Genomic DNA, 24,012 nt, shown 5'->3' with positions numbered 1-24,012 from the left:
GACATGGCAAAACTCAGATGGGGCATGATCGGCGGCGGCGAAGGCAGCCAGATCGGCCCGGCACACCGGTTGGGCGCGCTGGCGGATGGCCGGTTCGAGTTCACCGCAGGGGCGCTGGATCACCGGCCCGAGGCAGGCCGCGCCTACGCGCAGAAACTGGGCCTCGCCGCCGACCGGTCTTATGGCGACTGGCAAGAGATGCTGGCGGGCGAGAAAGACCGCAACGACCGGATCGATCTGGTCACCGTCGCCACGCCGAACGCCACGCATTTCGAGATCACCAAGGCGTTTCTCGAGGCCGGCTTCAACGTGCTCTGCGAAAAACCGATGACCATGACGGTCGAGGAAGGCGAAGAGATCGTGCGCGTGGCGGAAAAGACCGGCCGTATCTGCGCGGTCAACTACTGCTATTCGGCCTATCCGATGGTGCGCCAGGCCCGCGCCATGGTGCGCGCCGGCGAGATCGGCAAGGTGCGGCTCGTGGTCACCAACTTCAGCCACGGCCACCATGGCGATGCCACCGACGCCGACAATCCGCGCGTGCGCTGGCGCTATGATCCCAAGATGGCCGGTGTCTCCGGGCAATTCGCCGATTGCGGCATTCACGCGCTGCATATGGCGAGCTTTGTCTGCGACGACGAGGTCGAAAGGCTCTCGGCCGATTTCGCCTCGACGATTGCCAGCCGCGAGCTGGAAGACGACGCCATGATCAATTTCCGCCTGTCGGGTGGCACCGTCGGGCGGCTCTGGACCTCTTCCGTGGCGATCGGGCGGCAGCACGGTTTCGACATCCAGATCTTTGGCGAAACCGGCGGGCTGCGCTGGATGTCGGAACAGCCGAACCAGCTGATCTACACGCCGGTCGGCGGCCGCACCCAGATCATCGAAAAGGGCGAAGCCGGGCTGCACGAAGACGCGCAGCGCCTCAGCCGGGTGTCGATTGCCCACCCCGAGGGCTTTCCGCTGGCGGTGGCCAACATCTATTGCGACCTGGCCGATGCGATTGCCGGTGAGGCCCGCGACGGGCTACCCGGCGCCGAGGCCGGTGTCCGGTCAATGGCGGCGGTGCATCAGGCGGTGGCCTCGGCCCGCGACAAAGGCGCCTGGGTCGATGCCCGCCCGCCGATGTTCAGATAGCGTTCAGGGAGCGGGGCGCAAGGTGCCCCGCTCGACCACCGAGCAGGAAAAGACCCGCGCTTCCGGCGTCATTTCCCTGTTTTCCAACGTGGCGACCATCAGCTCGATCGACGAGGCGACAATCTCGCCGATCGGCTGGTGCAGCGTCGTCAGGTTGATGTTGTTCCAGCGCGCCATTTCCATGTCGTTCAGCCCGAGAATGCCGATATCGCCGGGACAGCTGTAACCCGAGTCCTGGATCGCCGACAGCGCCCCGATCGACAGCACGTCATCGCCGCAAAAATAGGCCTCGGCCGGGCGGCTCTCGAGCAGCCGGATCATCTCGCTGCGCCCGGCTTCGAAGGAATAGCTCCCGGCAAAGGAATGGCTGACCGTCACCTCGGAATGGCTGGCGAGTTCGGCCATGAAGCCCGTGTAGCGGTCCTGCGTCGTGGTCGCCGTCGTCGGGCCGCCGAGAAAGGCGATGTCGCGGTAGCCGCGAGCCAGCAGCGTTCGCGCCGCGAGCCGGCCGCTGGCCACGTTGTCGATGCCCACTACATGCACCTCTGGCGCGGTCGAAGCGCGGCCGAAAGCGTGTACCACCGGCATGCCGGCATCCTTGAACGCCTTGGAAAAATCCTGTGGCAAAGTGGAAGAGGCGACGACAACCCCGTCAACCGAATACTGCCGCAGCATCCGCACCGAATCCTCGGGCACCTGTTCGTCGGTGAGGTTGAGCAGCAAGGGGCGCAATCCCCGGTCCTGAAGCCCACGGGTGAAGAGATCGAAGACCTCGAGAAAGATCGGGTTGTGAAAGTTGTTCGACACCATCCCGACCATCTTGGTCCGCCCGGTTGTCAGGCTGGAGGCCAGCGCATTGGGGCTGTACCCCAGTTCGCGCGCCGCCTTCTCGACCTTGGCCCGGGTCTTGGCCGAGACCGAGGCGCCTTCGGTAAAGGTCCGCGACACTGCCGATCGCGACACTCCGGCACGCAGGGCCACCTCTCTCAATGTCACTGCCATATTGCCGTGTCCGTTCTGTGGTCCGGACCATGTCCTTTCCGGTTTCCGCCGCGCCAGAGCCCAATATAAACCGCTTGCAAAAGCGTATACAACACAATCGCGGGGCCCGGGCGGCGCGCGCGCCCCGCGGATCAGAACAATTGGCCGGAGGCCTTGATCACCAGATAGGCCGAAACCACGAACAGCAGCGCCTGGATGACAAACATATAGACCGCCTCGGGCATCCACAGCGCCAGCCGCCGCCCCAGCACCGCCCCGACCGAGGCGACGGCGGCCATCGCCAGCAGCGTCGGCAGATGGATGTTGGCAAACAATCCGACGGCGGAATAGGCCGGCAGCTTGAACAGGTTGATCGCCGCAAACACCAGCGTGTTGGTCCCGGCGTATTGCATCTTGGGCAGCTTCTGGGGCAGCACAAAGGTTTGAAACGGCGGCGCCCCGGTGTGCGAGATGAAGCTGGTGACGCCGGTGAGTGCACCCCAGAACATCCCCTTGGCAGGCCGGAACGGCACCACCTCGGTCCGGCCGCGCAGCTTCTTGCCGACCGCATGGCCGCAATAGAACAGCCCGACCAGCCCGGTCGCCATCTCGGCCACGCTGCGTGAAATGTACGGCGCCAGAAAGGTCGCGAGGATCACCCCGACCAACCCTGCGGGGATCAGCAGCGCCACGTTTCTGGCCGAGAACTCGCGGCGATAGAGCCAGACCCCCACCACATCGCTGACCAGAAAGATCGGCAACAGCACGCCGGCGGCCATCAGCGGATCCATCCAGAGCGACAGGATCGGCACCGCCAGCGCCGCCGCCGAGGCCAGCCCGCCTTTCGATGCGCCGACGATCAGCGCGGCGAGCAGGAACAATCCAAGCGTTTCCATGGTAGGGCGGTCCTTCGGCGCCGCAGGCGCAGACAAATGGGAGACGGAGTTTCTGAAAGGTCAGTCCGGCGGCGGCTCGGCGATCGAGGCCCGCTCGACCGCAGTACAGGCAAGCTGCCGGGTTTCCCAGCCCTCGGACCAGGTGTTGATACGGTGGCTGAGGATATCGACCGTCTCCTGCACCATGGCCTCGAGCGGCTGACGGATGGTGGTCAGACGATAGGAGGCGGCGGCGGCCAGATCGACATCGTCGAATCCCATGACCGAGAGGTCGCGCGGCAGGGTCAGGCCGAATTCGTCACGCGCCACATCCATCAGCGCCATCGCCAGCAGGTCGTTGGCACAGAACACCGCGTCGGGGCGCTCGGCCCGGCTCAGAAGCTTGCGGGCGCTCTCGACCCCGGCGGTATAGGTGTATTCGCGGGCATGGGTCGTCGCGATCACCCCCTGCCCCGCCTCTTCGATCGCGGCGCGAAACCCCTTGCCCCGTTCGATCGTGGTCGAGGCCGTCGAAGGTCCGGCCATGAACCCGAACCGCCGATGCCCCGATTGCAGCAGCCGCGCCCCGGCGACCCGGCCGCCGGCGGCATTGTCGGCGCAGACCACATGCAGATTGGCGCGGCGCGGACGCCGGGCAAAGGCCACCAGCGGAATGCGGCGCTTGTGACATTGCTCGGTGATATGTGGCGAGATCGACCCCGCCGAGACCACCAGCCCGTCAACGCTGTATTGCAGCACCAGTCGCGCCATCTCTTCGAGATCCTGGCCGTCGGAGACGTTGAGCAGCAAGACCCGCAAGCCACGGGCCTGAAGTGCCCGGGTGAAATGATCGAGCACCGTAAGGTAGATCGGGTTCTTGAAGTTGGCGAGGATCACACCGACGAGGTTTGTCCGCTGGGTCATCAGGCTGCGGGCGAGCACATTGGGCTGATAGCCGAGCTTGTCGGCCGCTTCCATCACCCTGACCCGCATCTTGGCCGAAACGCTGGCGCCCGGGGTGAAGACGCGCGAGACCGCCGACAGCGAAACGCCGGCCTCGCGCGCGACATCCATCGCGGTGATGCGGCTGGCATTCCGCTCAGAGGGAGTTTCGGTGCTTTCCTTCATGATCCGCGACAATATGATGTATTTTCCAAGCGGCGCAAACGGTTCCTCGGGTCAGTAAAGCCCGCGGACCGCATCCCAGAGCCCCGGCGTCGAAGCCAGCACCGGCCGTTTCGTTTCAGAGGCGAGCGACGGGGCGAAATCATTGGTGCGCCCCCCGGCCTCGCGCACCAGCAGCATGCCGGCCAGGTCGTCCCAGGGCGAAACCTTGGGCTCATAAGCCGCCAGCAGCCGCCCCGAGGCGACATAGGACAGCGCCAGGGCGCAGGCACCGACGCGAATGTACATGCCGCCGTCGGCCACCAGATTGCCGATGAAGGCCGCCGATTTGTGCGGCGCGCCATGTTCGTTCGCCCCGACCGCGATCAGCCCGGAACCGATGCCCTTGGCATCGGCCACCCGGATCGGCGCGCCGTTGAGAAAGGCGCCGCCGCCGGCGGTGGCATGGAACAGCTCGTCGGTGACCGGCGCGTAGATCGCCGAGACCACTGGCCGGGCGTCGATGGTATAGGTCAGCACCACGCACCATTGCGGCACGCCCAACATGAAACATGTGGTGCCATCTATCGGATCGATCACCCAGGCGGTATTGCCGCTTGCCGGGTCATGGGCGGTTTCCTCGCCGACAATCGCATCCCCGGGGAAAAGCCGGCCCAGCCGGTCGCGGATCAGCGCCTCGACCTCGAGATCGACATTGGTCACCCAGTCCTGCCTGCCCTTGGTCTGCACCGACAGGCTGCCCCGGTCGCGAAACGCCGCCAGCGCCACCCGGCCGGCCTCGCGCACGATCTCGCCGGCGGCGCGGGAGCGCGCTTCATAGGTCTGTGTCATGGTTGTCGCGGTCATGCGCTGCCCTGCCTTTCGCCCATGGCGCCGGCCCGTTCCAGCACCGTGCGAAGATTGCCGCGCAGGGTGTCGAGATCGCCGGTGTTCTCGATCCGCACGTCGGCGGCGGCGATCAGTTCGGCGTTGTTCTGAAAGACGCCATCGCCGCCATTGGCGCGCGCATCGTCCTTGCGAAACCGCTCGAGCTCGGCCGGATCGCCGGCCCGGGCCCGGCCCTGCACCCGCTGAAAGCGGCTTTCGGTGTCCAGCACCAGCGCCAGCAGAACCAGCCGCAGCCCCTTGTCCCTCGCGACCCTGCGCAGGTGGTCCAGCTCGTCGAGGTTGCGCAGCCCGTCGATCACCGCGCGGCGCTGCGCCATCAGATCGGTCTTCGCGATCAGCACCTCGGCATAATAGTGATTGCCGTGGCGCTCCTGCTGATTCTTGCCGTGGCTTTGCACCTGTTCGCGGGTGGGGGTGTCGATTGCCGCCTCGGCCTCTTGCCGCAAAAAGGCCGACAGCGAATAAGGCGCGAACCCCTCGTCGCGCAGCAGCCCGGTCGTGGTCGATTTCCCGGCCCCCGAATCGCCGCAAACCGCAATTATCAATCCGTCGCTCATTCACGCTCATCCTTGCATGGGCTTTCAATTTTGGGGCAGACTGCCCCTAAAAGAAAGCTATTTACTTGATGGGTTGAACCATATCGGATGAATTTCTTTTTGCAAGCCCTTGCAAAAATTCTGGACCAACCGTAACCTCGGATCACTTCAAGCCGGCACAGGCCGGGAACCTCGGGAGGAGAGACACATGCGACACAACTTGTCGGTATTGGCCTTGGTCGCGGCACAGGCCGCAGGGATTGCGGGCCCGGCGCTTGCAGCGCCCGCGGGCGAATTCGTGGTGGCCGTGCACCAGGAGCCGCAGGACCTCGCGGCCCAGGGAGCATACAAGGAAATCAATGCCCCGGGCCTGCGCAATGTGCTCGAAACCCTGATCGCCACCGATCCGGTGAGCGGCGAATACGTCCCGATCCTGGCCACCGCATGGGAGCGTGTGGACGAGAAAACCGTCCGCCTGACCCTGCGCGAGGGCGTGCAATTCCACGATGGCACCGAGATGACCGCCGAAGCGGCCGCCAGGGCCATCAGCTTCATCTGGAGCCCCGACAGCGCCTTCACCATTCAGGAGTACGCCGGCCCCGGCGTCATGAGCGCCAAGGCCATCGGCCCGCTCGAGATCGAGGTCACCTCGACCGAGCCCGATCCGATGCTGGAATTCCGCCTGACCCTGACCGGCATCTCTTCGGCCAAGCAGATCGAGGAAAGCCCGGCGTCGCACTTCAGCCATCCGATCGGCACCGGGCCCTATGTCTTTGACGAATGGGTGCGCGGCCAATACTGGACCGCCAGCGCCAACCCCGATTGGTGGGGCCTGAGCGCCGAAGACGCCTATGGCGAGACAACCCGGCAATTCGAGACCCTGCGCTTTGTCTTCCGGCCCGAGGGATCGGCCCGCAACGCCATGGTCCGCACCGGAGAGGCGCATCTGGCCACCAACCCCTCGCCCGAAGATTGCGACGCGGCCGAAGGCAATGACGGCTATTCCTGCGTCACCGGCCCCTCGGACGCCTATCTTTATGGCCGGCTCGACCAGTCGCTGCACGCCCATCCCGCGCTCGAGGACATGCGGGTGCGCAAGGCGATCTTTCACGCCCTCGATTACGAAGGCATCGCCGATCTGATCGGCCTCGCGTCGGTGCCGCAGGGCCAGCTCGGCACGCCCGACATGCTCGGCTTTGACGAGGATCTGTCGCAATACGACTACGACCCCGCGCTTTCCCGCCAGCTTCTGGAGGAAGCCCGCGCCGATGGTGTGGATGTCGACGGGCTGGTCGTCGAAGTGGTCGGCCGCAACACCACGCCGCGGGTCGGATCCGTGACCGAGGTGATCGGCTTCTTCCTCGAGCAGGTCGGCATCAACACCGAGATCAACGTGCAACTGCCCGATGTCTTCAACCCGCGGGTCCGCATCAAGGGCTATGCCGAAGAGGCGCCGCGCGCAATGATGCAGGTGCATGTGAAACAGAACGCCTCTGGCGAATTCGGCACCAACCTGCTGGGCAACTACGCCTGCCCCGACATCGACGATCCCTCGGGCGCCTCGCGGTCCTCGGTGCATTGCAACCCCGAATTCGATGCCAAGCTGGCCAAGGCGCTGACCCTTGCCGGCGACGACCGCGACGCGGCGCTGAAGGAGCTGGTGGGCTTTCTGCACGGGCAATACCCGATCATCCCGCTGGCCCTGCTCGACAAGGGCTATCTGATCCGGGACACATTCGACTATACCTTCGGGGTCGATCACCGGTTCCTGGCGGTGAACGTGACACCGGCGGAAGACTCCTGAACCGAGCTGCGCGGAGCGTTCCGGCGCTCCGCGTCCCCCTGACTTCAGCCGAGGTATAGCCTGATGCCCTACCTGCTCAGACGTTTCATGCAGTCGCTGCTGCTGCTGTTCGTCCTGATCTCCTTTGTCTTTGTCGTCGGCCGGATCATCGGTGATCCGGCGCTGATCATGTTGGGAACCAGCGCCTCCGAGACCGCGCTCGACCAACTGCGCGAGAACCTCGGTCTGAACCAGCCGATCTGGCAGCAATACCTGGTCTTCCTCGGAGATCTGGTGCAGGGCGATTTCGGCGTCAGCTTCCGCTACGGTTTTTCGATGATGCCGTCGGATGCGCTGCGCGCCGAGGGCACGCCGGTGCTGCCGATCGTGCTGAGCCGACTGCCGGCCACTTTCCTGCTGGCCGGCACCGCGCTGGTGCTGGCGTTTTCGCTGGCGGTGGTGCTGGGCTGTCTCGCGGCGATGTATCCGCGCTCCTGGATCGACAATCTGGTCAATGTGATCTCGCTGGCCTCGGTCTCGGTGGTGCAGTTCTGGCTCGGGCTGATCCTGATCATCGTGTTCAGCGTGCAGCTCGGCCTGCTGCCCACCGGCGGCTACGGCTCCTGGCAACATCTGATCCTGCCGGCGCTGACCCTGGCGGCGCGGCCGCTGGGGCGGATTTCCCAGGTAGTGCGCAGCGCCATGCTCGACGAGCTGTCGAAACCCTATATCGCCGCCGCCCGCGCCAAGGGTGTGCCGGAATGGCGCGTGGTCTTCGTGCATGCGCTCAAGAACGCCTCGATCCCGATCGTCACCATCACCGGTGACGAGCTGTCGCAACTCCTGACCGGGGCGATGCTGGTCGAGACGGTCTTTGCCTGGCCGGGCATCGGCCTTTTGCTGATCGACTCGCTCGGGCGGCGGGATCTGCCGATGGTGCAGGCCGGCATCTGCGTGGTCGCCGCTCTGGTGATCCTCGTGAACCTGGCGGTCGACTTCGCCTATACGGTGTTGAACCCGCGTATCGAAATGGACAACCGGGGAGGCCGGGCATGACCGCCGTCGACGCACAGACCCTGCCGCAAGACGAGGCGCATGACCGCGCGGCGGCAATCACCAGCCGGGCCTATTTCGGCGCCTTGATGCGCGACCGGGTGGCCTTTGTCTCGGCGATCTTTCTCGGGCTGTTGCTGATCGCCGCCCTCGGCGCCGATCTGCTGGCGCCCTACGAGCCGAACCAGGCCAACCTGCGGGCGCGTTTCGTGCCGCCCCTGGGCACCGCGCGCGACGGCGGCTTTCACCTGCTGGGCACCGACGAGCTGGGCCGCGACCTGTTCTCGCGGCTGATGCATGGCGCGCGGGTGTCGATGTCGATCGGCCTTCTGGGCGCGCTCTGTTCCGGCATTGTCGGCATCACGCTTGGGGTGCTGGCCGGTTTCTATCGCGGCCTGCTGGAAGACGTGCTGATGCGCGCGGTAGACGGCATGATGGCCCTGCCCTCGCTGCTGATCGCGCTGTTCATCCTGTTCGTGATCGGGCCGGGCTTCGGCAATCTGATCCTGATCTTTACCCTGCTGCACTGGATGGTCTTTGCCCGGATGGCGCGCTCGCTGACGCTCAACCACCAGCAGCACACCTATATCACCGCCGCCCGCGCCATCGGCGGCAGCGACCGGCGGATCATCCTGACGCATCTCCTGCCCAACATGGTCTCGCCGCTGATCGTGCTCTTCACCCTAGAAATCGCGGTGCTGATTCTGTCGGAGGCCTCGCTGTCCTTCCTCGGCTTCGGGGTGCAGGCGCCGCAATCCTCCTGGGGGCTGATGATCGCCCGCGGGCGGGAATACATCAGCTCGGCCTGGTGGCTGGTGGTGATGCCCGGCGCGGCGATCTTTCTCACTGCGCTGGCGCTGAACCTCGTTGCCGCCTGGGCGCGGGCGATCACCGACCCTGTGCAGCGCTGGCGCTGGCTGACCCCGCCACGCCGCAAAAGCCAGCCGATCGACGATGAAGACTGAGCCGGAGACCAAGATGCGAGCCATGCAACCCTATGAAACCCTGGATGCCGTCCCGGCCCCCCTGCTCGACATCCGCGACCTGCGGGTGAGCTTCGACACGCCGCACGGGCTGGTCAAGGCGGTCGGCGGCGTCAGCTGGTCGCTCTCTCCCGGCGAGACGCTGGGCATCATCGGCGAAAGCGGCTCGGGCAAGAGCGTCGGGCTCGAGGCGATAATGGGGCTGATCAAATCGCCCCCCGGTCATGTTTCGGGGCAGGTGCTGTTTGACGGCCGCGACGTGCTGACCATGGCGGAACGCGACCGCCGGCAGCTCCGAGGCGAGAAGATCGCAATGATCTTTCAGGATGCGATGAGCGCGCTGAACCCCAGCCTGACCGTCGGCACCCAGATCGCCGAGGTCTACCGCCTGCGCCGCAAATGCAGCCAGGCCGAGGCCGAACGCAAAGCCATCGAGCTGATGGACCGGGTCAAGATCCCCTCGGCCAAGACGCGGGTCGGCTGTTATCCGCACGAATTTTCCGGCGGCATGTGCCAGCGGGTGATGATCGCCACCGCGCTGGCGCTGAACCCGCAGATCCTGATCGCGGACGAGCCGACGACGGCGCTCGACGTCACCGTGCAGCGCCAGATCATGACCCTGCTGGCCGAGTTGCAGCGCGAAGACGGCATGGCGCTGGTGCTGATCACCCATGATCTCGGACTGGTGGCGGAAACCGTCGACCGGGCGATGGTGATGTATGCCGGGCGGATCGTCGAAAGCGGCCCGGTCGACGCGCTCTTCGAAACCCCGACCCATCCCTACACGCGCGGGCTGATCCGCTCGATGCCGCGCCTCGACGGGGCATCGGGCGCGCTGCACGCCATCGGCGGCACGCCGCCTGCCGCCGGGCGCATGCCCAGGGGCTGCGCCTTTCACCCCCGCTGCGAGCAGCGGGTCGACCGCTGCCTGACCGAGCGGCCGAACCTGCGGATGGTGGCCAAGGGCCAGGCCGCCGCCTGCCATCTGGCCGAGGAGACGCGCCATGACTGACACCCCCGTTTTCGAAGTCCGTGACATCCGCAAGGACTACGTTCTGGGCAAGCCGGGCCTCTTCGGCGGCAAGCTGCGGTCGCTGGCCGCGGTGCGCGACGTCAGCTTTACCCTGCGCCGCGGCGAAACGGTCGGGCTGGTCGGGGAATCCGGCTGCGGCAAGTCGAGCCTCGCCCGCACCGTGCTCCGTCTCAACGAGCCGACCGGCGGCGAGGTGCGTTATCACGGGCGCAACATTCTCGATCTGCCCAAGGCCGAGATGCAGAAGCTGCGCCGCCATATCCAGGTGGTGTTCCAGGATCCCTACAGCTCGCTCGATCCCCGGTTTACCGTGCGCCGCATCCTATCGGAACCCTGGCAGGTCTTTCCCGACATCGTGCCGCCCGCCCGGCGCGAGGCACGGGTGGCCGAGCTGCTGACGCTGGTCGGGCTAAACCCGTCCGACGCCGACCGCTATCCGCACCAGTTCTCCGGCGGTCAGCGCCAGAGGATCGGCATCGCCCGCGCGCTGGCGCTGGAGCCCGAGGTGATCGTCTGTGACGAGGCGGTCTCGGCGCTCGATGTCTCGGTACAGGCACAGGTGGTGAACCTGTTGAAGGATCTGCAAGACAAGCTTGGGCTGGCCTACCTCTTCATTGCGCATGACCTGTCGGTGGTGCGCCACATCTCGGACCGGGTGATCGTGATGTATCTGGGGCAGGTGGTCGAGGAGGGCCCGACCGACGCGGTGTTCCGTACACCCCGGCACCCCTATACCGTGGCCCTGCTTTCGGCGGTGCCGGTGCCCGATCCGAAACAGAAGGACCGCGATGTCATCGTGCTCGAAGGCGAGGTGCCCAATCCGATCATGCCGCCCTCGGGCTGCCCGTTTCATCCGCGCTGCGCCCATGCGCGCGATCTCTGCCGGCAGACGCCGCCGCCGGTGCGCGAGGTGGGCGACGCCAGGGTCCGCTGTCACTTTGCCGGCGAGCTCGAGCCCGCCGCCGATCTGCGGCATCTGGCCGGCCCGTCCGAGCCCGGCGACCGGGCCTGAGCCGGTCAGGCCGCAAATAGCTCGGGGGCGCGAAACACGCGCCCCCTTTGACTTTCAGGTGAGACCCGCCGGTCAGGATGGCGCGCGCGCCAAGGCCCGGTACATGTCCTCGAAAATCGCATCGCGGTTGAGATCATAGGCCTCGAGCATCAGGTGCCGCCCCTCGGGATGTTGCCAGTAAAGCCCGTCATCGAGCAGGGGCGACCGGGTCATATGGGTCGACACATAGCTTTCGTCGAACAGCCAGGCGACGTTGATCACGTCCCAGATCACCCAGGTCTTGGTTTCCCGCTCGGTGATGGCGAACATCTCGTGCAGCGGGTTGTGGGTATAGAGATGGTGCAGATAGGCGCCGATCGCCCCCTTGTCCTTCACGAAGCTTTCCATTTCCGGCAGCGACAGCTTGAGCTGCGCGCCGACGTGATAGCCCGGAAGATAGACATGCGGCACACCGCAATCGAACAGCAGTTGCGAAGCCAGCGGGTCCTGCACCAGATTCAGCGACGGCACGTTGCAGAACGGCGCGTAAGACGGAAAGCCCGAGGTCCAGACCACGACGATCCTTTCGATGATGTCGGGCGCCATCAGCAGGGCCGAGGCGATATTGGTCAGCGCCCCCATGGCCAGGATGTAGAGCGGCCGCTCGTCCTCGGCCCTTGCGCGTTCGATGATGAAACGCGCCGCCGGAGTGTCGACCGGCTGTTCCAGGCTTTCGAGGTAACCCGGCGTGCCGCGAAACACCTTGCCCTCCGCGGGCACGCCGCATTTGTCGAACACCCGCAGGATCTCTTCATAGGACAGTTCCGCGCCCTCGTCGGGCCCAACGAATTTGACATCTTCGGCCCGCTTGCCCTGATCCACCAGCCGCTGCGCCCAGCCGCCAAGACCGCCCATGAAGCGCCCCTTTTCGCCGGAGTCCCGCGCCGCTTCGAGCGCCTCGACCGAGGCGATCAGCTCGTCGCGGTGATGGGCAAAGCTGAAGGGCACCGCGGTGACGCCTTCGAGCTCGAGCCGCTCGGGCGAGAGCAGTGCCCAGGCGACGGCATATTGATCGTCGATCTCGTTGGCGGTGTCGGTGTCGATGATGACACGCGGTTTCGCGCTCGGGCGGCCGAGCCGCGCCTCGACGAAGGCATCGTCGAGCTTCGGAAACCGGTCGAGGATGGATTGCGGGGTGGTCATGGAATGGTCTCCTTAGTTTCCAAAGCCCTTGCCGAAGGCCTCTTCCTTGATGAAGCGCTCGGAAATGATCAGCAGGATGATGCCCGGCAGGGTGACAATCAGGGTGATCCCCGCCGCCGAGGCGTCGAGCGTGCCGCCGGCGATCTTGGAGAACAGCAGCGTCGGCAGCGTCACGATCTGGCCCTGACCGAGAAAGAAGGTCAGCAGAAAGATGTTGGTCGAGACGAGGAAGGTGAAGAGCGCGCCTGCCACCACGCCGGGCAGCAGCATCGGCAGGGTCACCAGCCGCAGCACCTGCCAGCGGCTTGCCCCGAGGATCATCGCCTGTTCCTCGAAATCGCGGCCCAGCCCCTGATAGACTGCGGTCAGCATCCGCACCATGTAGGGAATGGTCGGAATGAGATGGGCGATGATGATGCCCACGTAACTCCCCGCCAGCCCGAGCCGTATGAACATCATCAGAAGCGCGATGCCGATGGCGGCTTCGGGCACGATCAGCGGCAGCGACAGAAAGAATTCGAAGGCGCTCTTGCCGCGGAACTTCTCGCGCGCCAGCACCCGCGCCGCCGGCAGGCAGATCGCCAGGCAGATCACGGTGACGATCGAGCCGATCAGCACGGTGTTGACCGTCGCCTCCCAGACCCGGCTGTAGGGCGAGAGCACGTAATCCCAGGCCAGCGGCACCATCGCCCGGTCGCGCTGTTCCAGCCACCAGGTGCCGGGCAACAGGTCGGGCCAGGCCCAGCGGAAGGCAAAGCTCTGGATGATGAGCGGAATGAACGGCCCGAGGATGAACCCCGCGATGATCAGAAGGTAGAACTTCTGGAACGGCGACAGCCGGCTCGACAATGCGATGTTGAATTTCCTGGCCATGTCAGTTGCGTCCCATGCGGCGTTCGTAGCGGCGGTAGGCGGCGAGATAGCCAAACAGGATCACCCCGGCGACCAGCCCGATCGACACCACCGTCGCCATGCCCTGAAGTTGCAGCGTGTAGTCCGCGTCGTTGAAATAGCGCCAGGCCACCACCGGCAGCGTATCGGGAAAGCCGCCACCGAGGATGAAGGGCGCCTCGAAGGCCCCGACGTTGAAGGCAAAGCAGATCAGCGTCGACGACACCACGCCCGGCAGAATCTGCGGCAGGGTCACCCGAAAGAAGATCGTGCGGCGGTTGGCCCCGAGGATCGCCGCCGCCTCTTCGGTCTCGCGGCCGATGCCGAGCAGCACGGCATAGACCGCCAGGGTGATGAAAGGCGTCTGCTTCCAGACATAGACCGCGATGATGCCCCAGCCGTAATGGGTCTTGAGGATTTGCGGGAACTGCGCCGGGTCGTCGATCAGGCCGAAAAACGCCGCCAGTCGCGACAGCATCCCGCCGTTCGACAGCATCAGCACGGCCAGCGCGATGCCCACCGTGTAGGGGATCATCAGCGGCAGCTTGTAGAGATACTTGTAGAAGGTCTTGCTGGGAAAGGTCTTGACCAGCGCCAGCGCCAAAAGGATGCCGAGGATCAGCGCGATCACGGTGGAGACGGTGGCATAATAAAGCGTCAGCCCGAGCGAGACCCAGAAGGTGGACGAGCCCCAGAGCGCACCGAAATAGCTGAAATCCGGGAAGGTGTTGACCCCGAACCAGGGCGCGAAACCCAGCGATTGCAGGATCGCCAGAACCAGCGCGCCGCCGAACAGCAGCACCAGGATGGCCATGATCGGCACGAGTTGGACCATCTGCCAGAACCGGGTGCGGCGTTCGCGCGCCGTCATCCGTTCTTGGGCGCCGGATCTGGACGCAATCGACGATGATACGGACATCCGTGCCTCCGATTGGGATAGGAAAAAGGTGCGGCCACCCTGGGGAGCGGTGGGCGGCCGCCCTGCCGGTTACTTCGACAGGTTGTCGTAGGCGCGCGCGACGATCGCCTCGATCGGGTCGGTGCTGTCACGCTCGATGTATTCGAGCCAGGTGGCCTCGATCACGTCGACCAGCGTCGCATTGGTGTCGGGCGCGGCATTGGCGTCCAGTTCGGCCTGGGTCACCCCGACCAGCCCCGGGCTGGCCTCGACGATGGATTGCGCCTCGGCCTCCTCCAGTGTCCAGCCGTCGATGCCGGCCGGCATGCCGGTCTGTTGCAGTTTGGAGGCCTGCGCCTCGACCGAGGTCATCCAATCGGCCAGAACAAGCGCGGCACCCGGGTTCGGCGCATTGGCCGGGATCGCCAGATAGTTCTTGTTCTTGATCATGTTGCCTTCGGGAAAGACGAACTGCGTCGCGGCTTCGGGATAAGAGCCGGTGGCGAGGCCCGTGGCCACGGCATAAAGACCGAACTTGCAATTGAAATCGACTTCTCCGTTAAGGAACAGGCCGTCGAGTGCGGCATTGTCTTCCGGGTAACGCGGCGTGCCGCCGGCGGCGTCGAGCAGCAGCGGCTCGAGGTCGCGCAGATAGTCCAGCCCCGGCGCGATCAGCCGCGCCAGTTCTTCGGCCGGGATCTCGTCGACCGAGCGCTGGAACGGCTCGGCGCCGTTGCCATCGGGGTTATGCGCATAGATCGCCTCCTGCACGAAGGTGTTGCCGATGTAATGCGGCGGCTTGATATAGGTGAATTTGCCGGTGTTCGCCTCGAGATAGCCGCGCAGCTCGGCAAAGGTCGACGGCACATCCTCGGCCGCCACCCGATCCGCGTTGTAGGCGCAGACATATTGTTCGCCCGACCAGGGCACTTCGGCGCCGCCGGTCTCGACCCCGAAGTCGCGCAGGTTGAGCAGCGCGCGCGGGTCGTCGGGGTTCCATTCGAGGTTTTCCGCATTCGGCAACAGCCGCGCGAAACTGCCGAAAAGCGCGTCCTGCCGCTTCAGCGTGGCAAAATTCTCGCCATTGAGCCAGATCATGTCGACGCTGCCCTGGCCCACGCCCTTGCCCGAGTTCTTCTCGGCCAGCACCAGATCGACGGCATCCTTGGTGCCGGTGATGCGCACCGGGTTGAGCGTGACGTCGCGCGCGGCCAGGGCCGGTGTGACGACCCTGTCCATCCAGACGTTCAGCAGATCCGAGCCGCCCCAGTAATAGAGATTGACGGTGCCTTCCTCGGCCGCCCGTGCCTCGACCGCAGACCAGTCGATCTCGCCGGCGAGAAATCCGTCGCGGAACTGCGCCGCCTCGGCGTCCTGGGCCTGAGCGGCCCCCGCCGCAAAGAGCGCGAGCAGGCTCGCGACTGTTGCTGTATGTTTCATGATCTTCCTCCCTGATTTATCCAAGAACCGCTCGCAGCTCAGCTTGCCAGCAGCCAGACCCTGTCCGGGTCGATGTCGAGCCAGACCGGGGTATCGACCTCCACCAGCCGCCGCGCCTGTTCGGTGACGGTGATCCGATGAGCGCCGCAATCGACCGTGTAGTTGACGCTGGCGCCAAAGAAATCGCGCGCCACCACCTTGCCCGGAACGCCTCCCTGCGTCGGTTGGGTGATCATCAGGTCGATCGCCTCGCTGCGCAGCATCACCTGCACGTTCTCTCCGGCGCCAAAGCCCGGTCGCGGTGCCACCCGGATCGCGCCGACGCCGGTTTCGGCCAGATCGTCGGCTTTCATCGCGGCGGGGACGATATTGGTCGCCCCCATGAAATCGGCGACATCGAGATTGGCCGGCTGACGATAGAGCCGGTCGGGCGCATCATATTGCGCCAGATGGCCGTCAAAGATCACCGCCACCCGGTCGGCCAGCTCCATCGCCTCGACCTGGTCATGGGTGACAAAGATCGTGGTGATGCCGAAGCGTTGTTGCAGGTCGCGGATAAAGCGCCGCATCTCGCCGCGCAGCTTGGTGTCGAGGTTGGCCAACGGCTCATCCATCATCAGCACCGAAGGCTTGGTGATCAGCGTGCGGGCAATCGCCACCCGCTGCATCTGCCCGCCCGAGAGCTGTGCCGGAAAACGGTGGCGGAACTGGCCGAGCTGCACCACATCGAGCATCTCCTCCAGCCGATCGGCGATCTCGGCGCGCGGCGTGCCACGCACGCTCAGCCCGAAAGCAACGTTCTTCTCCACCGTCATATGCGGGAACAGCGCATAGCGCTGAAAGACCATGCCGACATTGCGGTCCTGCACCGGCTGTTCCGAGACGTCCTGATCGTCAAACAGGATGGCGCCGCCGCTCGGACGTTCCAGCCCCGCGATCATCCGCAGGGTCGTCGTCTTGCCACAGCCCGACGGACCAAGCAGCGCGACAAGCTCTCCCGATGCAATCTCCAGATCGATGTTCTCGATCGCCACGAAGCCGCCGAACTGCTTTCGCACGGCGTTGAGCTGGACCTTGGTCACATGGGCCTCCCTACAGACAATTTGTATTGTCTAATTAGTATGTACAAGTTCACACGCGCGAGCGGTTCTGTCAACCGATACCGTTCGCCAAACCGTCATGTTCGCTGATGATCTCCAGCGGCTCCATCGCCATCCAGGCCGTGAATTCGCGGAAATCACTGGCAAAAGATCCGGGCACCAGAACAAAGTGGTGATCGAGCCCGTGCTCCATCACCGAAGTCACGATATCGCCGGCAGAGTGGGCGCCCCTGGCCGAGCGAAAGTCGGTGACCCAGCCGCGACAGCCGGTGAACCCCGATTCGTCCCCCGCCCTGACCTCGGCCTCGAAGCCAAAGGCGGCGCTGCCGCTGCGGGCCACCCGCAGCACCGTATGCGGCCCGTCGGGAAAGACGAAATCAGCGATGGCGCCGAAACGCGGGCCGTCCGGCGTGCCGCGTCCGATCATCGGGTGGTTGATCCAGGCAGCCTCGGCCCCGCCCATGTAAAGCGGCCCGCCGCCGCCGTGCCACATCAGGATGCGGTCGGCGTCGAGCTGCGGCGAAGTCATGTCGAGCAGGCTGCCGACCCGGCCGGTCAGCGCCCGGGTGACGATCTGGGTCACCGTGCCCAGAACGTCGCCCTCCGAGGCCAGCGGCAGGTTGTCGACCTCTTCGAGCCAGGTGAAGGCGGCGCCGGGATGCATGCCCGGGTCGTCCTGCAAGGCCGGCCAATCCGACACCGCCAGACCGGCAAAGCCGTCCTCGGCCACGATCTGCCGCAAGGCCAGCGCCGCCCGTGCGGTCAGCGCCATCTGCGCGTCCGAAACGCCGCGCACCTCGGCCCGCGCCGCCATGGCCGCCACCTCCTGCGCCACCGGCTCGGCGCCGCAAGCGGCCATCGTGGCGGTCAGCCGATGCATGTCCACATGCACCGGCTCCACCCCGGTCGCACGCTTCAGCGTATCGGGCGAGACCGCCATGTTGTAGAAGGTCGGCGCCAGCCCGCCGATCACCCCGACCCGCGCATCGCGCAGCGCCGCCCGCGCCGAAAGGGCGCGGAAGCTGCGGCCCAACCGGGCGCGCAGGGCCGTGTCTTCCGACGCACCGAAATACCATTGCACCGGATTGCGACGCAGGTCACGCACGCCCCGCGCAATCGACAGGCTCATGTTGAGCGACACAAAGTTGTTGAGCTGGATATCACCCTCGTGGCCGGGCTCGGGCGTGGCCCAGACCCCCATCGGCAGGTCCGACAGCGCGATCTGCCGCGCCACGTCGCCCATGGTAAATCCGCCATGCAGCAACAGGATGAACTCCGCCCCCTGCCCACGGCACTGATCCAGCGCCTTCTGCGCCTCCGCGCCGGTCATCGGCACGCCCTCGGCCTCGACGATCCGCGCGCCACAGGCCCCGGCGATCTCTTCAAGCGCGGCCAGCGCGGCGTCGAACACGCCGTGGCGCTCGGGAAAGTAGCTGGGCAGGGAGGCCTTGATCAGGCCGATCACGAGGGGCATGGGCATTCCTTGGGTTCAGGCCGGGTCGGCTTCGCGCCGCGCCCCGACAAGGGTGTAGGTGATGGGACCGACCCGGTAGACTTGGTCGAAAAACACCGGCCGCTGGTCATCGTCGAAGGCGGTGCAGGCCTGTGACAGGATCGGCGTATCGGGTTTGATGCCCAGCCATTCGGCGGCATCGGCCGGCGCGGCACAGGAGCCCACGGTCTCGCAGGCGCGGCCCCAGTCGATCTTGAAGCGGTCGGCGAGGATGCGCAGGATCGACTGATCCTGCCCCTGCTCCGGGAAATCCGCCTTGCTCAGCCCCGGCACCAGCCGGCGCGGCAGCCAGGTGCTGACCAGGAGCTTGGGTTCGTCGTCGATGGTGCGCAGCCGGCGGATCAGCGCCACCGGCTCGTCAAACAGCGCCGTGACCTCGGCGGGCGGGGTCGGATCCTCTTCGCGGATTTCGATCAGCCGGGCGCCGGGCATCCGCCCTTCGCGCAGCACCATGTCTGTAAAGGAGGTGAGGCAGGTGGTTTCCGGCGGCGACAGCGTGTTGACCAGATAGCCGCTGCCCTGACGCGAGACCAGATAGCCGGCGTCGACCAGCAGTTCCAGCGCCCGGCGCGCGGTGACCCGGCTGACCGCAAAGGATTGCGCCAGCGTCTCCTCCGAAGGCAGCCGGGTGCCGACCGAATACATCCCGGCCTTGAGCCGCCGCAGCAACTCGTCATGGACAACCTGATATTTCGGGGCCGCGCGCGTGTTCATCCTGATACCTTTCTGATGCGTCCAATTGATTGCATCAAATCACGCATCCGTCAGCCCTGCCAGACAGACTTGGTTTGCGAGTAGAGCGACAGCGCCTCGCGGCCCATCTCGCGGCCATATCCGCTCTGCCCCATGCCGCCGAAAGGCGAGGCGGCGTCGGTGTCGCCCCAGCAATTGGTCCAGATCGTCCCGGCGCGCAGCCCCGCCGCCATGCGATTGGCGCGGCCAAGGTTCTGCGTCCAGCAACCGGCGGCGAGGCCGTAGACGGAGTCATTGGCCCGCGCCAGCACCTCCTCCTCCTCGTCGAAGGGCAGCACGCAGAGCACCGGGCCGAAGATCTCTTCCCGCGCGATGGTCATCGCGTCGCGCACTCCGGCCAGCACCGTCGGCTGCACGAAATATCCGGCCTCACCCTGCCGCGCGCCACCGGCCACCGCCTCGGCGCCCTCGGCGCGCCCGCTGTCGATATAGCCCAGCACCTTTTCCATCTGCGGCGAAGAGATCACCGGCCCCAGGTCATGCCCCGTCGAAGCCATCCCCGGCCCGATGCTCAGCCCGCGCGCCATTTCGGCCAGCGCCTCGGTCACGCGCTCCAGCAGGGGCCGCTGGACAAACAGCCGCGCGCCGGCGGTGCAGGACTGGCCATTGTTGCCGAAAAGCGCCCAGAAGGCGCCGGAAATTGCGCGGTCCAGCTCGGCATCGTCAAAGATGACGTTGGCCGCCTTGCCGCCAAGTTCGAGCGAGACCTTCTTGAGGTTGCCGGCCGAAGCCTCGACAATCCGCCGTCCAGTCTCGGTCGAGCCGGTAAAGCCCACCTTGTCGACACCGGGGTGCGCCGCCAGCGCCGCGCCGGCCTCGCGGCCATAGCCGGGAATGACGTTGAGAGCGCCGGGCGGAAAGCCCAGCTCAAGCGCCAGATCGGCGAGGTAGAGGGCAGACAGCGGCGTCTGTTCCGCCGGTTTCAGCACCACGGTATTGCCCGCCGCCAGCGCCGGCGCGAGTTTCCAGGCCACCATCAGCGTCGGATAGTTCCACGGCGTGATCAGCCCGCAGACACCGACCGGCTCGATCCGCGTGTAGTTGAAGCGCCCGGGGGTCGACACCGGGATCGTCGCGCCTTCGATCTTGCTCGGCCAGCCGGCGAAATAGCGGAAATGCCGCGCCGACCAGACCGCATCGACATCGCGCGCCACCGCGAAGGGCTTGCCGTTGTCGAGCGCGTCGAGCTGGCCGAAGATCGCCTTGCGGTCCTCGATGGCATCGGCCAGCCGCCAGAGAAGCTGGCCACGGTCATGCGCCGTCATCTGCCCCCAGGGACCGGCGAGCGCGGCGCGGGCGGCGGCCACGGCATCGTCGACATGGCCTCCGATGGCACAGGCGACCTCGGCCAGCTTTTCGCCGGTCGAGGGGTTCTCGACCGTGAGGGCGGCAGCGCTGTCGACCCGGTCGCCGCCGATACGCAGCCCCTGAACCTTGTCGAGAAAGCCTGCCACCTCGGGCAGAGGGGCAATCATGCTCATGCCAGCGCCTCGCCCAGTTTGCGCAGCCGGCGCAGGCCCTCATCGGCCATCCAGGCTTCGGCGGCTTCGGGGCCCTCGGCACCAAAGACGTCGATCGCATCCGACCAGATCGCCCGGCCGCACATGAAGCCCGCCACATCGACCCCGGCGGCGCGCGCCAGCTGCAACCCGGCCTCGAACTGCTCGAACGTCACCCCGGCGCTGAGGTAAAGCAGCGGCACATCGCCCGCCGCCTCGGCCGCCCGGCGAAAGACCGCCTCGGCCTCGGCGCGGCTCATCCGGTTTTCGCCGATGCCCTCAACATGGTTGAGATTGACCGGCAGCTCGACCTTGAGAATATCAATGTTGAACTCCGGTGCCGCGAAACTGCGGGTGGCGCGTTCGACCAGCTCCGGCTTGATCCCGGCAAACTCCGCCGAGGCGCCGTCTTCGATCCCGCGGTCATAGACAATCGGCTCGAACAGGAAACTGACGCCGTGTTCCCGGCACTCGGCCCCGATCTGCCGCACCAGCGCCTGCTTGCGGTCGTTGATCGCGGCGGGGTCGTTGGGGCCGTAGTAGAGGAAGAACTTCAGCACCCCGACACCCAGCCCGGAATAGTCCGATACCTTCAGGTTGTCGGGCAGCACGGTGATCCGGTCGTCGTTCGAAATCCGGTAGACATCGGCCTCATAGGCCAGCATCGGCAGGCAGGGCGCGGCGATCTCGGGCAGCAACTCGCGGCCGTAGTAGGCATCGACCAGCAGCGTTGTCGCCTCGGCGCTCATGGTGCGCGCCACCAGCTGCTTGAAGCGGAACAGGTCGTCGTCGCGCGCGGCGTCGCCACGCGCGGTACGGAGCGCCGCCGCCAGACCGCTGCCCTGATCGACGGCGACGCCGTGGATCGGCCGGCGCTGGCTCAAGGAAATGTCGGTCATGTCTGGCCCTCCTCGGGGATCAGGTGAATTTCGGGAAAGGCCGGGCTGTCCTGCGGCGCGCACCACAGGCGCAGCATCTCGTCGTCCGGTTCGAGCAGCGAGATCGAGACGCCGCCCATTTCCTGCGTCGTGACAAAGCTGCCCACCATCGGCGCCAGCGGCGTGATGCCCCGGCGGCGCAATTCAGCCTCGGTCTCGCGCCAGACGGTGAGCAGTTCCATCTGCGTGGTGCCGCCCATGCCGTTGACGATCACCGCCGCGCGGCCACCTTCGGCAATCGGCCGGTCCTCGAGCAGCCGGGCCAGCATTTCCTTGACCAGCCCCGCGACCGGCCCGGTCTTGACCCGGCCGACGCCCGGTTCGCCATGCACCCCCATGCCGAGGTAAATCTCGTCCTCGGGCAGCGAAAACATCGGCTGACCGGTGAGCGGCGATATGCCCGGAGAGACTGCCGCCGCGAGCGTCACGGTACGGTCACGCACCGCCTCGCCCAAGCGCATCAGCGCGGCCTGATCCATCCCCTCCTCGGCGGCGGCCCCGAGGATCTTGTAGATGAACATCGTGCCGGGGGCGCCACGCCGGTCCTGCCTCCGCTCGGGCGGTGCGGCGGAAATGTCGTCATACATCAGCAGCGGCAGCACGTTGATGCCGTCCTCCTCGGCCAGCATGGTCGCGGCGCGGCCGTTGATGACATCACCGGAATGCTGCGAGATCAGCAGGATCGAGCCCGCCTTGCCGGTCACCTCGCGCACGCCGTCGAGGATCAGGTCGGCCGAGGGCGCGGCAAAGACATCTCCCACTACGTTGGCGTCAAGCAGCCCCTCGCCGACAAACCCCATGGCGATCGGCTCGTGCCCGGCGCCATTGCCGATCAAGAGCGTCACCTTTTCGTCTGGGTTCTTGGCGCCGCGCCGGCGGACCACCACGCGCGGATCAAGCGTGCCGCGTTTGACCTGCGGACAGGCAGTGACAAAGCCGTCGATCATGTCGTCGACCATCGTCTCGGCGGAATTGAACAGCTTTTTCATGTCGCCCCCCCGGTTTTGGCCAGCAGCGCCAGTATCATCGTCAGCGACACGGCGCCGGGGTCGATCTCTCCCTTGCCACCACCTTCGACATATTGCGCCCGGCCGCGCCGCGCGACCATCTCCACCGTCGCATCGCGGCCCTGTTCCGCCGCTGTCACCGCCGCGGCCAGAGCGCCACCGCGCAGCGCCGCCACCGCCGGCGAAAGCGCGTCCACCATGCTCTTGTCGCCGGGCTTCACCTGCCCCAGATCGCGGATCCGCGCCTCGGCCCGGGCCAGACCGGCGGCCAGATCGGCGCCATTGTCGAGATGCTGTTCGATCTCGTGCAGCACCAGGCCAAAAAGCGTGCCCGACGCCCCGCCAGAGGCGCGCATGAAAGCCTTGGCCCGCGCGCCATCGGCGGCGCCGGCGGCGCGGGTCAGCCCGCGCAACAGGGTGCTGCCGTGATCGCCGTCACCCAGCGCCGCATCCAGCGCATTGAGCCGGTCCCGCTCGGTTTCGGCCAGATCGCGCAGGGCAGTGAAATATCGCTCAGCCGACATTGGCAAAGACCTCCTTCATATGGGCAAGCGCCTGCGCCGCCGCCTGATCGGCATCCGGCTCGATATCACGCCAGATGTTCAGATCGGCGCTGGTGGGGCGACCGGCGCACACGAACATTTCGGCCACGATCCAGCCCTGATAGCCGATGTCCTTGAGCGCCCTTGCATCGGCGGCGAAATCGTAGCGGCCGCTGCCCGGCACGCCACGGTCATTGTCGGAGACATGGTAATGCACCAGCGTGTCACCGGCAGCGCGCAGGGCGGCGGGCGGATCCTTCTCCTCGATATTCATGTGAAAACTGTCGAGCAGCACACCGACATTCGCCGCCCCGGCCGCGCGAGCGATGGCGCAGGCTTCGGCGGCGGTGCTGGTCAGATCGCTCTCGAAGCGGTTCAGCGCCTCGATTCCCAGGGTCACGCCATGCTGCGCCAGATGCGCCTGCATCTGCCCCAGCGTCTCACCCGAGCGCTTGGCGCGGTCGGCCTTGTGCGCCGGATCGAACTGCCCCCAGGGCGCGGCGACCACACCTGCGAGACGGGAGGAACCCAGCGCCGCGACCGTCTCGATCGCGCGCGCCAGGGTCTCGCGGGCGTGGTGCCGCACCTCCGGGTCGGCCGAGGCCGGATCGGCCTCGGGCCCCAACCCGGTAGAACAACTCAGCGCCACACCGGCATCGGCGGCGGCCTGGCGCAGACGGGCGGCCTGCTCCGGCCCGATACCCAGAAGCGACAGCTCCACGGCGTCGAAACCGAGGGCCGCCGCCCGGTCGAACAGCGGCGCCGGATCCTGGGTCCAGCGGTCCATCCACAGACCGGCATGAATTCCGAATTTCATCGCATCCTCCCTGTTGCAGTCACATT

The 24,012-nt window shown here is 66.2% G+C and carries 23 protein-coding genes; 6 read left to right on the top strand and 17 right to left on the bottom strand.

Going from position 1 to position 24,012, the window contains the following annotated elements:
* Positions 1-3 precede the first annotated feature (3 nt).
* Positions 4-1,137: a Gfo/Idh/MocA family protein gene (locus tag BMW90_RS18160; protein ID WP_074837797.1), complete on the top strand. Its 1,134-nt coding sequence runs from the start codon at positions 4-6 to the stop codon at positions 1,135-1,137.
* A gap of 3 nt (positions 1,138-1,140) precedes the next feature.
* Here BMW90_RS18160 and BMW90_RS18155 read toward each other — a convergent pair whose 3' ends face one another.
* From BMW90_RS18155 to BMW90_RS18135, 5 genes are all read right to left on the bottom strand, one after another.
* A complete protein-coding gene (locus BMW90_RS18155) occupies positions 1,141-2,139 on the bottom strand; it encodes a LacI family DNA-binding transcriptional regulator (RefSeq protein WP_074837795.1) in 999 nt (332 codons plus the stop codon).
* A gap of 131 nt (positions 2,140-2,270) precedes the next feature.
* Entirely contained in the window at positions 2,271-3,014 is a 744-nt protein-coding gene (locus tag BMW90_RS18150; RefSeq protein WP_048535804.1) for a sulfite exporter TauE/SafE family protein, read from the bottom strand.
* 60 nt (positions 3,015-3,074) lie between these two features.
* Positions 3,075-4,133 carry a LacI family DNA-binding transcriptional regulator gene (locus BMW90_RS18145; protein WP_048535803.1) on the bottom strand — a complete coding sequence of 353 codons (1,059 nt, stop codon included), beginning with the start codon at positions 4,131-4,133 and terminating at the stop codon, positions 3,075-3,077.
* 39 nt (positions 4,134-4,172) lie between these two features.
* Positions 4,173-4,964, bottom strand: coding sequence for an inositol monophosphatase family protein (locus tag BMW90_RS18140; RefSeq protein ID WP_074837793.1), 792 nt, complete (start codon positions 4,962-4,964; stop codon positions 4,173-4,175).
* Positions 4,961-5,563 carry an AAA family ATPase gene (locus BMW90_RS18135; protein WP_074837792.1) on the bottom strand — a complete coding sequence of 201 codons (603 nt, stop codon included), beginning with the start codon at positions 5,561-5,563 and terminating at the stop codon, positions 4,961-4,963. The genes BMW90_RS18140 and BMW90_RS18135 overlap by 4 nt, the downstream gene beginning before the upstream one ends.
* 187 nt (positions 5,564-5,750) lie before the next feature.
* Between BMW90_RS18135 and BMW90_RS18130 the strand changes: the two genes are divergently transcribed.
* The 5 genes from BMW90_RS18130 (at position 5,751) to BMW90_RS18110 (ending at position 11,406) form a co-directional block, all read left to right on the top strand.
* Positions 5,751-7,346 carry an ABC transporter substrate-binding protein gene (locus tag BMW90_RS18130; RefSeq protein WP_074837790.1) on the top strand — a complete coding sequence of 532 codons (1,596 nt, stop codon included), beginning with the start codon at positions 5,751-5,753 and terminating at the stop codon, positions 7,344-7,346.
* Positions 7,347-7,409: 63 nt separating this feature from the next.
* Positions 7,410-8,381 carry an ABC transporter permease gene (locus tag BMW90_RS18125; RefSeq protein WP_082154709.1) on the top strand — a complete coding sequence of 324 codons (972 nt, stop codon included), beginning with the start codon at positions 7,410-7,412 and terminating at the stop codon, positions 8,379-8,381.
* Entirely contained in the window at positions 8,378-9,343 is a 966-nt protein-coding gene (locus tag BMW90_RS18120; protein WP_074837787.1) for an ABC transporter permease, read from the top strand. Before BMW90_RS18125 ends, BMW90_RS18120 begins: the two co-directional genes overlap by 4 nt.
* Positions 9,344-9,356: 13 nt before the next feature.
* Positions 9,357-10,373, top strand: coding sequence for an ABC transporter ATP-binding protein (locus BMW90_RS18115; RefSeq protein WP_048535793.1), 1,017 nt, complete (start codon positions 9,357-9,359; stop codon positions 10,371-10,373).
* Complete coding sequence (locus tag BMW90_RS18110; protein ID WP_074837786.1) at positions 10,366-11,406, top strand: ABC transporter ATP-binding protein; 1,041 nt, start codon at positions 10,366-10,368, stop codon at positions 11,404-11,406. Before BMW90_RS18115 ends, BMW90_RS18110 begins: the two co-directional genes overlap by 8 nt.
* 72 nt (positions 11,407-11,478) lie before the next feature.
* Here the strand turns inward: BMW90_RS18110 and BMW90_RS18105 are convergent, their stop codons facing one another.
* The 12 genes from BMW90_RS18105 to BMW90_RS18050 all read right to left on the bottom strand — a co-directional run bounded on the left by BMW90_RS18105 (position 11,479) and on the right by BMW90_RS18050 (position 23,986).
* Positions 11,479-12,588, bottom strand: a complete 1,110-nt coding sequence (locus BMW90_RS18105) for a nucleoside hydrolase (protein WP_074837785.1) — start codon at positions 12,586-12,588, stop codon at positions 11,479-11,481.
* Positions 12,589-12,600: 12 nt separating this feature from the next.
* Positions 12,601-13,461, bottom strand: a complete 861-nt coding sequence (locus BMW90_RS18100; protein WP_048535788.1) for an ABC transporter permease — start codon at positions 13,459-13,461, stop codon at positions 12,601-12,603.
* Position 13,462: 1 nt separating this feature from the next.
* Positions 13,463-14,398, bottom strand: coding sequence for an ABC transporter permease (locus BMW90_RS18095; RefSeq protein ID WP_211568937.1), 936 nt, complete (start codon positions 14,396-14,398; stop codon positions 13,463-13,465).
* A gap of 69 nt (positions 14,399-14,467) precedes the next feature.
* A complete protein-coding gene (locus tag BMW90_RS18090; RefSeq protein ID WP_074837781.1) occupies positions 14,468-15,817 on the bottom strand; it encodes an ABC transporter substrate-binding protein in 1,350 nt (449 codons plus the stop codon).
* Positions 15,818-15,855: 38 nt separating this feature from the next.
* Complete coding sequence (locus BMW90_RS18085; protein ID WP_074837779.1) at positions 15,856-16,899, bottom strand: ABC transporter ATP-binding protein; 1,044 nt, start codon at positions 16,897-16,899, stop codon at positions 15,856-15,858.
* Between the two features lie 70 nt (positions 16,900-16,969).
* Positions 16,970-18,391 (bottom strand): L-fucose/L-arabinose isomerase family protein, encoded by a 1,422-nt coding sequence (locus BMW90_RS18080; protein ID WP_074837777.1) that lies wholly within the window; start codon positions 18,389-18,391, stop codon positions 16,970-16,972.
* Between the two features lie 15 nt (positions 18,392-18,406).
* On the bottom strand, positions 18,407-19,144 hold the full coding sequence (locus tag BMW90_RS18075) for a GntR family transcriptional regulator (protein WP_048535781.1): 738 nt from the start codon (positions 19,142-19,144) through the stop codon (positions 18,407-18,409).
* Between the two features lie 50 nt (positions 19,145-19,194).
* Positions 19,195-20,664 (bottom strand): aldehyde dehydrogenase family protein, encoded by a 1,470-nt coding sequence (locus BMW90_RS18070; RefSeq protein ID WP_074837775.1) that lies wholly within the window; start codon positions 20,662-20,664, stop codon positions 19,195-19,197.
* Complete coding sequence (locus BMW90_RS18065; RefSeq protein ID WP_074837773.1) at positions 20,661-21,581, bottom strand: tagatose 1,6-diphosphate aldolase; 921 nt, start codon at positions 21,579-21,581, stop codon at positions 20,661-20,663. The genes BMW90_RS18070 and BMW90_RS18065 overlap by 4 nt, the downstream gene beginning before the upstream one ends.
* On the bottom strand, positions 21,578-22,609 hold the full coding sequence (locus tag BMW90_RS18060; protein ID WP_074837771.1) for a dihydroxyacetone kinase subunit DhaK: 1,032 nt from the start codon (positions 22,607-22,609) through the stop codon (positions 21,578-21,580). The genes BMW90_RS18065 and BMW90_RS18060 overlap by 4 nt, the downstream gene beginning before the upstream one ends.
* Positions 22,606-23,151: a DAK2 domain-containing protein gene (locus BMW90_RS18055; protein WP_074837769.1), complete on the bottom strand. Its 546-nt coding sequence runs from the start codon at positions 23,149-23,151 to the stop codon at positions 22,606-22,608. Before BMW90_RS18055 ends, BMW90_RS18060 begins: the two co-directional genes overlap by 4 nt.
* On the bottom strand, positions 23,141-23,986 hold the full coding sequence (locus BMW90_RS18050; RefSeq protein ID WP_074837768.1) for a sugar phosphate isomerase/epimerase family protein: 846 nt from the start codon (positions 23,984-23,986) through the stop codon (positions 23,141-23,143). Before BMW90_RS18050 ends, BMW90_RS18055 begins: the two co-directional genes overlap by 11 nt.
* Positions 23,987-24,012 lie beyond the last annotated feature (26 nt).

The sequence above is a fragment of the Marinovum algicola genome (genome assembly GCF_900109145.1).
Taxonomy (GTDB): domain Bacteria; phylum Pseudomonadota; class Alphaproteobacteria; order Rhodobacterales; family Rhodobacteraceae; genus Marinovum; species Marinovum algicola.
Note: the sequence above shows the minus strand (reverse complement) of the source record. Positions and strands in the feature narration are given on the sequence as shown.

Coding starts and splice junctions, on each gene's coding strand:
- BMW90_RS18155 (WP_074837795.1), bottom strand. CDS start 2,139: ATGGCAGTGACATTGAGAGAGGTGGCCCTGCGTGCCGGAGTGTCGCGA.
- BMW90_RS18105 (WP_074837785.1), bottom strand. CDS start 12,588: ATGACCACCCCGCAATCCATCCTCGACCGGTTTCCGAAGCTCGACGAT.
- BMW90_RS18095 (WP_211568937.1), bottom strand. CDS start 14,398: ATGTCCGTATCATCGTCGATTGCGTCCAGATCCGGCGCCCAAGAACGG.
- BMW90_RS18135 (WP_074837792.1), bottom strand. CDS start 5,563: ATGAGCGACGGATTGATAATTGCGGTTTGCGGCGATTCGGGGGCCGGG.
- BMW90_RS18080 (WP_074837777.1), bottom strand. CDS start 18,391: ATGCCCCTCGTGATCGGCCTGATCAAGGCCTCCCTGCCCAGCTACTTT.
- BMW90_RS18070 (WP_074837775.1), bottom strand. CDS start 20,664: ATGAGCATGATTGCCCCTCTGCCCGAGGTGGCAGGCTTTCTCGACAAG.
- BMW90_RS18140 (WP_074837793.1), bottom strand. CDS start 4,964: ATGACCGCGACAACCATGACACAGACCTATGAAGCGCGCTCCCGCGCC.
- BMW90_RS18130 (WP_074837790.1), top strand. CDS start 5,751: ATGCGACACAACTTGTCGGTATTGGCCTTGGTCGCGGCACAGGCCGCA.
- BMW90_RS18115 (WP_048535793.1), top strand. CDS start 9,357: ATGCGAGCCATGCAACCCTATGAAACCCTGGATGCCGTCCCGGCCCCC.
- BMW90_RS18065 (WP_074837773.1), bottom strand. CDS start 21,581: ATGACCGACATTTCCTTGAGCCAGCGCCGGCCGATCCACGGCGTCGCC.
- BMW90_RS18160 (WP_074837797.1), top strand. CDS start 4: ATGGCAAAACTCAGATGGGGCATGATCGGCGGCGGCGAAGGCAGCCAG.
- BMW90_RS18055 (WP_074837769.1), bottom strand. CDS start 23,151: ATGTCGGCTGAGCGATATTTCACTGCCCTGCGCGATCTGGCCGAAACC.
- BMW90_RS18050 (WP_074837768.1), bottom strand. CDS start 23,986: ATGAAATTCGGAATTCATGCCGGTCTGTGGATGGACCGCTGGACCCAG.
- BMW90_RS18150 (WP_048535804.1), bottom strand. CDS start 3,014: ATGGAAACGCTTGGATTGTTCCTGCTCGCCGCGCTGATCGTCGGCGCA.
- BMW90_RS18100 (WP_048535788.1), bottom strand. CDS start 13,461: ATGGCCAGGAAATTCAACATCGCATTGTCGAGCCGGCTGTCGCCGTTC.
- BMW90_RS18075 (WP_048535781.1), bottom strand. CDS start 19,144: ATGAACACGCGCGCGGCCCCGAAATATCAGGTTGTCCATGACGAGTTG.
- BMW90_RS18125 (WP_082154709.1), top strand. CDS start 7,410: ATGCCCTACCTGCTCAGACGTTTCATGCAGTCGCTGCTGCTGCTGTTC.
- BMW90_RS18090 (WP_074837781.1), bottom strand. CDS start 15,817: ATGAAACATACAGCAACAGTCGCGAGCCTGCTCGCGCTCTTTGCGGCG.
- BMW90_RS18110 (WP_074837786.1), top strand. CDS start 10,366: ATGACTGACACCCCCGTTTTCGAAGTCCGTGACATCCGCAAGGACTAC.
- BMW90_RS18120 (WP_074837787.1), top strand. CDS start 8,378: ATGACCGCCGTCGACGCACAGACCCTGCCGCAAGACGAGGCGCATGAC.
- BMW90_RS18060 (WP_074837771.1), bottom strand. CDS start 22,609: ATGAAAAAGCTGTTCAATTCCGCCGAGACGATGGTCGACGACATGATC.